The sequence below is a fragment of the Micromonospora sp. D75 genome (genome assembly GCF_018070405.1).
In the GTDB taxonomy this organism is placed as follows: Bacteria; Actinomycetota; Actinomycetes; order Mycobacteriales; family Micromonosporaceae; genus Micromonospora; species Micromonospora chalcea.
In genome coordinates this window covers 1-8,925 of the sequence record NZ_JAGPXV010000204.1, presented here as the reverse complement: position 1 = coordinate 8,925, position 8,925 = coordinate 1, and the positions used below count along the sequence as shown (strand labels likewise).

The window sequence follows — 8,925 nt, the reverse complement described above, 5'->3', positions numbered from 1 at the left end:
CTCGTACACAGCGCCCTCGACGCACCCTCCGGAGATGCTGCCGACGACCTCACCGTCGGCGCAGACCGCCATGGCCGCGCCCGGCGGTCTGGGCGCCGACTTCCAGGTCCGCACCACCGTCGCGACGGCGAACCGGACGCCGGCGGCACGCCACGCGCTCAACCCGTCGACGATGTCTCGCATTGCCGCACGATCCGTGAGCAGCCGCGGCACCGTCAACGCCGACCTAAGGACTTGCTTAGGTCGGCGTTGACTTCCGCGGGCACCGGCACCACATTGACGACTTCCGGAGGTGCGATATGCAGGTGCCGGCCCCGTTCGAGTACGAACGAGCAACCAGTGTGGACCACGCCATCAGCCTGATGGAACGGCTGGGCAGCACGTCACGGCTGATCGCCGGCGGGCACAGCCTGCTGCCGATGATGAAGCTGCGGCTGGCCAGTTTCGACTATCTCATCGACATCAACGATCTCCATGACGAGCTCGGCTACATCGAGGCGGGCCCGGACGAGCTACGCATCGGTGCGCTGACCCGGCATCGGGAGCTGCTGGAGTCCGCCACCCTGACGGCGGCCTTCCCGATCTTCGCCGACGCCGAACGGGTGATCGCCGATCCGATCGTGCGCAACCGGGGCACACTGGGCGGCTCCCTGTGCCAGGCGGACCCGTCGGAGGACCTGTCCGCGGTCTGCACCGCCCTGGGCGCGAGCTGCGTGATCCGTGGGCCCGGCGGCGCCGAACGGGTGGTGTCCATGGAGGAGTTCCACGTCGGGCCGTACGAGACGGCCGTCGGCGACGGGGAGATCCTGGTCGAGGTCCGGCTGCCGGTGCGGCCCGGCTGCGGCAGCGCCTACGAGAAGGTGGAACGCCGGGCCGGCGACTGGGCGGTGGTCTCGGCCGGCGCCGCGGTCTGGCTCGACGGCGACGTGATCTCCGACGCCCGGGTCGGGCTGGCCGCCGTGGGCCCGAACACCACAGGTATCCCGGAGATCTCGGCGGCGCTGCGTGGGCAGACACCCAGCGAGAGCCTCTTCGAGCAGGCCGGCGCTATCGCCGCGCGCAGCTGCGATCCGGCCACCGATCAGCGGGGCAGCGCGGACTACAAGCGGCACCTGGCCGACGAGCTGACCAGACGGACCCTGCGCCGGGCCGTGGAACGGGCGAGGAGCTGAGCATGCAGGTCACCATGACCGTCAACGACGTCGAGGTCACCCGGGAGATCGAGGGCCGGCTGCTGCTTGTGCACTTCCTGCGCGACGTGCTGGGCCTGACCGGCACGCACTCGGGCTGCGACACCAGCAACTGCGGCACCTGCGTCGTCTGGCTCGACGGCGAACCGGTGAAGTCGTGCACCGTGCTGGCCGCGATGGTCGGCGGCCACCAGGTGCGTACCGTCGAGGGCCTGGCCAAGGGCGCGGAGCTCGACCCGGTCCAGCAGGGCTTCATGCAGTGCCACGGCCTGCAGTGCGGCTTCTGCACGCCCGGCATGATGATGACCGCTCGGGCGCTGCTCAACCGCAACCCGGACCCGACCGAGGCGGAGATCCGCGAAGCGATCTCCGGCCAGATCTGCCGCTGCACCGGCTACGCCACCATCGTGCGCTCGGTGCGCTGGGCCGCCGTGCACGAGGCGAACGCGGCCGCCGCGGTCACCGAGACCACCGAATCACCCGAAGCCGGCGAGATCGACAACGCCGGCCGGCCCGCCGGGAGCGTCGTATGACGACTGTGCACGAGCGCGTGGACACCTTCCCCGACAACGACCAGAAGCCGGTGGGCTACGGCCGGATGCTGCGGAAGGAGGATCCGCGCTTCGTGCGCGGCCGGGGCCGGTTCGTCGACGACGTCCGGCTGCCCGGGCTGCTGCACCTGGCCATCCTCCGCTCGCCGGTGGCCCACGCGCGGATCCTGAGCATCGACACGAGCGCCGCCGAGGCATCCCCCGGCGTCAAGGCGGTAGTGACCGGGGCGATGCTGGCCGAGCAGGGTCTGGCCTGGATGCCGACGCTCTCCAACGACGTACAGGCCGTGCTCGCCACCGACAAGGTGCGCTTCCAGGGTCAGGAGGTGGCGTTCGTCGTCGCCGAGGACACGTACGCGGCGCGGGACGCGCTGGAGCTGATCGACGTCGAGTACGACGTCCTCGACCCGGTCGTCGACGCCCGCCGCGCGCTGGAACCGGACGCCCCGGTGATCCGCGACGACCTGGAGGGCAAGACCGACAACCACTGCTTCGACTGGGAGACCGGCGACGAGGCGGCCACCGCGGCGGTGTTCGCCCGGGCGGACGTCGTGGTCAGCCAGGACCTGGTCTATCCGCGGGTGCACCCGGCGCCGATGGAGACGTGCGGCGCGGTCGCCGACTTCGACGCCGTCGAGGGCAAGCTGCGCCTCTGGTCCACCACGCAGGCGCCGCACGCGCACCGCACCCTCTACGCCCTGGTGGCGGGCATCCCCGAGCACAAGATCCAGGTGATCTCGCCGGACATCGGCGGTGGCTTCGGCAACAAGGTGCCGATCTATCCGGGGTACGTCTGCGCGATCGTCGCGTCGATCGTCACCGGGAAGCCGGTGAAGTGGATGGAGGACCGCTTCGAGAACCTGATCAGCACCGGCTTCGCCCGCGACTACATCATGCGTGGTGAGATCGCGGCGACCCGTGACGGCCGGATCCTGGCCATCCGCACCAACGTCCTCGCCGACCACGGCGCCTTCAACGGCACCGCCGCGCCGGTGAAGTACCCGGCCGGTTTCTTCGGCGTCTTCACCGGCAGCTACGACATCGAGGCCGCGTACTGCAAGATGACGGCGGTCTTCACGAACAAGGCGCCGGGCGGTGTGGCGTACGCCTGTTCGTTCCGCATCACCGAGGCCGTCTACCTCGTCGAGCGGATCGTCGACTGCCTCGCCGACGAACTGGGCATGGACCCGGCCGAGCTGCGGCTGAAGAACTTCATCCGGCCGGAGCAGTTCCCGTACACCACGAAGACCGGCTGGGTGTACGACTCCGGCGACTACGAGCCGACCATGCGGCTGGCGATGGAGATGGCCGGCTACGCCGACCTGCGGCGCGAGCAGCAGGAGAAGCGGGCCCGGGGCGAGCTGATGGGCATCGGCATCGCGTTCTTCACCGAGGCCGTCGGCGCCGGGCCGCGCAAGAACATGGACATCCTCGGCCTGGGCATGGCCGACGGTTGCGAGTTGCGCGTGCACCCGACCGGCAAGGCGGTGGTCCGGCTCAGCGTGCAGTCCCAGGGTCAGGGGCACGAGACGACGTTCGCGCAGATCGTCGCGGAGGAGATCGGCATTCCGCCGGACGACATCGACGTGCTGCACGGCGACACCGACAACACGCCGTTCGGCCTCGGCACGTACGGCAGCCGGTCCACCCCCGTCTCCGGCGCCGCGGCGGCCCTGGTCGCCCGCAAGGTCCGCGACAAGGCCCGGATCATCGCCTCCGGCATGCTGGAGGTCTCGGTCGCCGACCTGGAATGGGACAAGGGTTCCTTCCGGGTCAAGGGCGATCCGGGTAAGAGCGTGACGATCCAGGACATCGCGATGCGGGCCCACGGCGCCGGTGACCTGCCCGAGGGCGTCGAGGGCGGGTTGGAGGCGCAGATCTGCTACAACCCGTCGAACCTGACGTATCCGCACGGGGCGTACATCTGCGTGGTGGACATCGACCCCGGCACCGCGCAGGTCAAGGTGCGGCGGTTCATCGCCGTCGACGACTGCGGCACCCGGATCAACCCCATGATCATCGAGGGGCAGGTGCACGGCGGGCTGGCCGACGGGGTCGGCATGGCCCTGATGGAGATGATCGCGTTCGACGAGGACGGCAACTGCCTCGGCGCGTCGCTGATGGACTACCTGCTGCCCACCGCGCTGGAGGTGCCCGACTGGGAGACCGGCTTCACCGTCACCCCGTCCCCGCACCACCCGATCGGCGCGAAGGGCGTGGGCGAGTCCGCCACCGTCGGCTCCCCGCCCGCGATCGTCAACGCGATCGTCGACGCGCTCGAACCCTTCGGCGTACGGCATGCCGACATGCCGTTGACGCCGTCGCGCGTCTGGGACGCGATGCGCGGCAACGCCCGCCCGCCGATCTAGGGGAGGTGGCCATGACGACTATCGCCCGCCGTACGCAGGATCTGACCGCCTCGCGCGCGCCGTTCGTGCACGCCACGGTGGTCCGGGCGCAGGACCCGACGTCGGCCCGGCCCGGCGACGACGCGGTGATCCTGCCCGACGGCACCATCGAGGGTTTCGTCGGCGGGGTGTGCGCCGAGAACTCGGTGCGGGCGGCCGCCCTGGACACCCTCCGCGACGGCAAGGCGCTGCTGCTGCGGGTCCTGCCGGACGGCACGCCCGCCTTTCCCGACACGCCGGGGGCACGGGTCGTGGTCAACCCGTGCCACTCGGGCGGGGCGCTGGAGATCTTCCTGCGCCCGGTGCTACCGGTACCCGTGCTGGGTCTGGTGGGCGACACGCCGATCAGCGCGGCGGTGGCCACCCTGGCGGCCTTCCTCGACTTCGAGGTGGCCACGTCCGGCGACTACGCCGGCGCGACAGCGGTCGTGGTGGCCGGCCTCGGCAAGGGCGAGCAGGACGCCATCCGCGCCGCGCTGGACGCCGGGGTGGGGCACATCGCGCTGGTCGCCAGCCGAAAGCGCGGGGCGGCGGTGCTCGACGAACTGGCGCTGTCCGACGCGGAGCGCGCCCGGGTCCGGACCCCGGCCGGGCTGGAGATCGGGGCGCGCTCACCACAGGAGATCGCGCTGTCGATCATGGCCGAGGTGGTGCGGGCGCTGCGGGTGGACGGCCTCGCCTCCTCCCCCGCACCACCCGCGGCGCTCCCCCTGCAAGCAGTCGACCCGGTGTGCGGGATGACAGTCCTGATCGGACCGGACACCCCGCACGTGCGGATCGACGGCACCGACCACTGGTTCTGCTGCCCCGGCTGCCTCGACCGGCACGTGGCGGCGTAGCCGTGTTCGTGACCGGCCTGGTTCTGGCCGCCGGGGCCTCGGTACGCCTCGGCGAGGCCAAACAACTGCTGCCGTACCGCGGGCGGACGCTGCTCGACGCCACCCTCGACCTGGCCCGCTCGTGCGCCTTCGACCAGTTGCTGGTGACCCTCGGCGGCGCCGCCGACCTGATCCGCGAACGGGTGGACCTGACCGGGGTCCAGGTCGTCGAGAACGCCGAGTTCAGCACTGGTTGCGGATCGTCGGTCCGCGCCGCGACGCAGGCGGTGGACCCGCGCGCCGACGGGCTCGTGCTCCTGCTCGGCGACCACCCAGGCGTACGGGCCGCCGACGTACGCCGGGTCGCGGCGGCGACCACCCCGCTCGCGGTGTGCCGGTACGCCGACGGCCTGGGACACCCGTTCTGGTTCGCCCGCGACGTCCTGCCGGAGCTGCGTGTCCTGCACGGCGACAAGGCGGTGTGGAAGCTGCTGCACTCCGGCCGCCACCCGGTCACGGAGATACCTGTGGACGGGCCGGTGCCGATCGACGTGGACACCCGCGCGGACTACCGGCGGCTGCTCTCGGGCGAGGCGCGGTGAAGGACCCCCTGGCCGTGCGGCGCCGGCTCGACGCCGTCGACTACCTGGCCGACGACGGCATGGCGATGGCCGTCTTCCTCGCGCTGGAGCTGGGCAAGCCGCTGCTGCTCGAGGGTGAGCCCGGCGTCGGCAAGACCGCGGCCGCCAAGGCGCTGGCGCGGGCGCTGGACACGACACTGATCCGGTTGCAGTGCTACGAGGGCCTGACGCCCGGCGAGGCGCTGTACGAATGGAACTACCAGCGGCAGTTGCTCGCCATCCGGCTGGCCGAGGCCCGGCACGCCTCGCTCACCGACGCCGACCTGTTCGCCGCGGAGTTCCTGCAGGAACGGCCGATCCTGCGGGCGGTACGCCACCCGGGGCCGGTCCCGCCGGTGCTGCTGATCGACGAGATCGACCGGGCCGACGACGAGTTCGAGGCGCTGCTGTTCGAGTTCCTCGGCGAGTCCGGGATCACCATCCCCGAGCTGGGCACGTTCACCGCGACCACGCCGCCGGTCGTGGTGCTCACCTCCAACCGCAGCCGCGACCTGCACGACGCGCTGCGCCGCCGCTGCCTGTACCACTGGATCGACTTTCCGCAGATGGACCGGGCCACCGAGATCGTCCGGCGGGCCGTGCCGGGCGCCTCCGAAGGGCTGATCCGCACGGCGACCGCCTTCGTCGGCGACGTACGTGCCCTCGGCCTGGACAAGGCGCCCGGCATGGCCGAGGCCATCGACTGGGTCGCCGCGCTGTCAGTGCTCGGCGCCGCCGACCTCTCCGCCGACGACGTCGTCCGGACCATCGGCACCATCGCCAAGACCCCCGACGACCGCGCCGCCGTCGCCGCCGCGCTCGGCGCACACCAGGAGAGGCCGGCATGAAGATCACCAACGAGTTCACCGTCGACATTCCGATCGCGCAGGCGTGGGCGATCCTCACCGACCTGGAGGGCGTCGCGCCGTGCCTGCCGGGCGCCCAGTTGACCGGCGTCGACGGCGACGTCCACCAGGGCACGGTGAAGGTCAAGGTCGGCCCTGTCGTCTCCGAGTTCGCCGGCACCGCACGTTTCGTCGAGAAGGACGAGGAGCGGTACCGGGGGGTGATCGAGGCGAAGGGCCGCGACCGGCGGTCCGCGGCGAACGCGTCCGCCCTGGTCACCGCCCACCTGCGGCCGGACGGTCAGCGCACAGTCGTCAACGTGGACACCGATCTGAAAATCTCGGGGCGGCTGGCCCAGTTCGGCAGCGGCATGATCAAGGAGGTGTCCGGCAAGCTGCTCGCCCAGTTCGTCGCCAACCTCGAAGCGAGGCTGGCGGCAGAGGAGACCGGCGACCCGCACGCGGCCACCGCGCCTGACGCATCCGAGCCCGCGCCGGCCGTCGCCGCCACGCCCGACCGCGCCACGTCCGCCGCGACCGGGCCCGACGCCTCCACGGCCCTGCCCCGTACCCTCGCGGCCGACGCGGACGCCACCCCGTCCGGGACCACCGTGGCCGGCACCCCCGTGGCCGTCTCGGCGCCCACCGGTCGACCGGATGCCGACGCCGACGCCGAACCGGAGACGCTGGACCTGCTCGACATCGCCGGTGGGGCCGTCGTCAAGCGCCTCGTGCCGGTGCTCGTCGGGATCGTCGTCGTCGGTGGGATGATCGCCTGGTGGGTCGCCCGCCGGTGAGCGGCGGTGTGCTGCGCGGCGTCGACCGCGCGGCGTTCGCGACGGCGTTCGCCGACCGGTTGCGGCGGGCCGGCGTACCCGCCGGGCTCACCGAGGCCGGTGATTTCGTCCGGGCGCTCGGCGTGTGGACGCCCGGTGAGACGACCGCGCTCTACTGGGCCGCCCGGATCAGCTTCGTGCGGCGGCACGCCGACCTCGCCGCCTTCGACCGCGTCTTCGCCGCTGTCTTCGCCGACGCGCCGCCGCTGCCGCTCACCCGGTCCGCGGCCCCGCCGGCCGCTCGTGACGACGTGCACCTGCCGGTGCCCGCCGACACCGACGCCACCGGCGACGGTGGTGGGCTGCCGTGGGCGACGTTGCCGGCGCCCGTCGCCGAGGCGGAGCCCTCCGACGCCGGGGTGCGGCTGCCCGAGCGACGGCCCAGCGCCCTCGCCGGGCTCGCCGACCGGCCGTTCGAGGACCTCGACGCCGCCCAGCTCGCGCTGCTCGGCGACGCCTTGCGCGAGGCCGTCGCCCGCTGGCCGTCCCGGCGCACCAGGCGGCACGCCGTCGGTCCGGCCGGGCGGCGGGTCGCGCTGCGTCCGACTATCGCCCGGGCCCGTCGCACCGCGTGGGAGCCCGTCGAGGTCGTCCGCGAGCGACAGGTACGCCGACCACGCCGGGTGGTGCTGCTGTGCGACCTCAGCGAGTCGATGCGGGCCCAGGCCCACGCGTACCTGCACCTGCTGCGGGCCTTCGCGGTGAGCACCGACGCGGAGGTGTTCGCCTTCGCCACGACGCTCACCCGGCTCACCGTCGCGCTGCGGCACACGTCGGCGTCCGCGGCGATCGCGCACGCCGGCGCCGCCGTGACCGACCGGTTCGGGGGTACGCGCATCGCGACGAACCTGCGGGCCCTGCTCGCGTCCCCGCACGGCGACGCGGTTCGCGGGGCGGTGGTGCTGATCGGCTCGGACGGCTGGGACAGCGACCCCCCGGACGAACTCGCCGCCGTGATGGCACGGCTGAGCCGCCGCGCCCACCGGATCGTCTGGCTGAACCCACGGGCCGGCGCCCCCGGCTTCGCTCCCCTGGTGGCGGGCATGGCCGCGGCCCTGCCCTACTGTGACCGGCTGCTGCCGGCCGCGACGTTCCGGGACCTGCTGGACGCCGCCGGTCAGCTCCAGAGCGTCACGTGCACCGAGGGCCGGAAGCGGTTCACCGCGACGCCCACGCCGCGCATCATCGCCTGAATCGCCCGGGGCGTCGACGCGAAGCGGCACAGTTCCGCTGCCACGGACGGTGTGCCGGGTGTGACGAGCACCAGCGAATGCCACACTGCCTCGGCCTTGGCGTGCGGCCCGGACAACGCCACGAGCTGGCCGCTGCGGAGATCCGGCGCGACGGTGAACGACAGCGCGGGCGCGATCCCCCGGCCGCGCTGCGCCTCACCCAGCGCCGCCGCGTGGCTCTGGAAGATCTGCTGCCGCTCCTCGGGTACGCCGAGCCGGCGCAGCATCGCCGGGACAGCGCCCACGGTGTCGGTGGCCGAAGGGCCGAGCAGCCAGGTCTGGTCACGCAGCTGCCCCGGCGAGGCCGGCACACCGGCCAGCGGATGGTCCGGGCCGAGGACAGTCACCAGCCGGTAGTTCATCATCGGCCGGCCGGAGATCGCCGGATCAGCCACCGGCGGCAGCGGCCCCATCGCGACGTCCGC

General features: G+C 72.6%; 10 protein-coding genes. 8 read left to right on the top strand and 2 right to left on the bottom strand.

What is annotated here, in order from left to right:
* On the bottom strand, nt 1-183 hold a 183-nt coding region (locus KBX39_RS14625; RefSeq protein WP_210871050.1), incomplete at its 3' end, for an XdhC family protein.
* 116 nt (nt 184-299) lie between these two features.
* Here KBX39_RS14625 and KBX39_RS14620 point away from each other — a divergent pair.
* The 8 genes from KBX39_RS14620 to KBX39_RS14585 are packed head-to-tail and all read left to right on the top strand — an operon-like array spanning nt 300 to nt 8,461.
* Nucleotides 300-1,172, top strand: coding sequence for a xanthine dehydrogenase family protein subunit M (locus tag KBX39_RS14620; RefSeq protein ID WP_210871048.1), 873 nt, complete (start codon nt 300-302; stop codon nt 1,170-1,172).
* Nucleotides 1,173-1,174: 2 nt separating this feature from the next.
* Nucleotides 1,175-1,723 carry a (2Fe-2S)-binding protein gene (locus tag KBX39_RS14615; RefSeq protein WP_210871046.1) on the top strand — a complete coding sequence of 183 codons (549 nt, stop codon included), beginning with the start codon at nt 1,175-1,177 and terminating at the stop codon, nt 1,721-1,723.
* Complete coding sequence (locus KBX39_RS14610) at nt 1,720-4,110, top strand: aerobic carbon-monoxide dehydrogenase large subunit (RefSeq protein ID WP_210871044.1); 2,391 nt, start codon at nt 1,720-1,722, stop codon at nt 4,108-4,110. Before KBX39_RS14615 ends, KBX39_RS14610 begins: the two co-directional genes overlap by 4 nt.
* An 11-nt stretch (nt 4,111-4,121) precedes the next feature.
* Nucleotides 4,122-4,988: an XdhC family protein gene (locus tag KBX39_RS14605; RefSeq protein WP_210871042.1), complete on the top strand. Its 867-nt coding sequence runs from the start codon at nt 4,122-4,124 to the stop codon at nt 4,986-4,988.
* Nucleotides 4,989-4,996: 8 nt separating this feature from the next.
* A complete protein-coding gene (locus tag KBX39_RS14600; RefSeq protein ID WP_312247262.1) occupies nt 4,997-5,569 on the top strand; it encodes a nucleotidyltransferase family protein in 573 nt (190 codons plus the stop codon).
* A complete protein-coding gene (locus tag KBX39_RS14595) occupies nt 5,566-6,435 on the top strand; it encodes a MoxR family ATPase (protein ID WP_210871038.1) in 870 nt (289 codons plus the stop codon). Before KBX39_RS14600 ends, KBX39_RS14595 begins: the two co-directional genes overlap by 4 nt.
* The gene (locus tag KBX39_RS14590; RefSeq protein WP_210871036.1) at nt 6,432-7,229 is read left to right on the top strand and encodes an SRPBCC family protein; all 798 of its coding nucleotides are present in this window, start codon (nt 6,432-6,434) and stop codon (nt 7,227-7,229) included. The genes KBX39_RS14595 and KBX39_RS14590 overlap by 4 nt, the downstream gene beginning before the upstream one ends.
* Nucleotides 7,211-8,461: a VWA domain-containing protein gene (locus KBX39_RS14585; RefSeq protein ID WP_312247258.1), complete on the top strand. Its 1,251-nt coding sequence runs from the start codon at nt 7,211-7,213 to the stop codon at nt 8,459-8,461. The genes KBX39_RS14590 and KBX39_RS14585 overlap by 19 nt, the downstream gene beginning before the upstream one ends.
* Here KBX39_RS14585 and KBX39_RS14580 read toward each other — a convergent pair.
* A partial coding sequence (locus KBX39_RS14580) for a substrate-binding domain-containing protein (protein WP_210871034.1) occupies nt 8,386-8,925 on the bottom strand: 540 nt, incomplete at its 5' end. The genes KBX39_RS14585 and KBX39_RS14580 overlap by 76 nt on opposite strands.

Bases quoted from the DNA above. Each gene is read 5' to 3' on its own strand.
- KBX39_RS14610 (WP_210871044.1), top strand. From the start codon at position 1,720: ATGACGACTGTGCACGAGCGCGTGGACACCTTCCCCGACAACGACCAG.
- KBX39_RS14590 (WP_210871036.1), top strand. From the start codon at position 6,432: ATGAAGATCACCAACGAGTTCACCGTCGACATTCCGATCGCGCAGGCG.
- KBX39_RS14620 (WP_210871048.1), top strand. From the start codon at position 300: ATGCAGGTGCCGGCCCCGTTCGAGTACGAACGAGCAACCAGTGTGGAC.
- KBX39_RS14605 (WP_210871042.1), top strand. From the start codon at position 4,122: ATGACGACTATCGCCCGCCGTACGCAGGATCTGACCGCCTCGCGCGCG.
- KBX39_RS14615 (WP_210871046.1), top strand. From the start codon at position 1,175: ATGCAGGTCACCATGACCGTCAACGACGTCGAGGTCACCCGGGAGATC.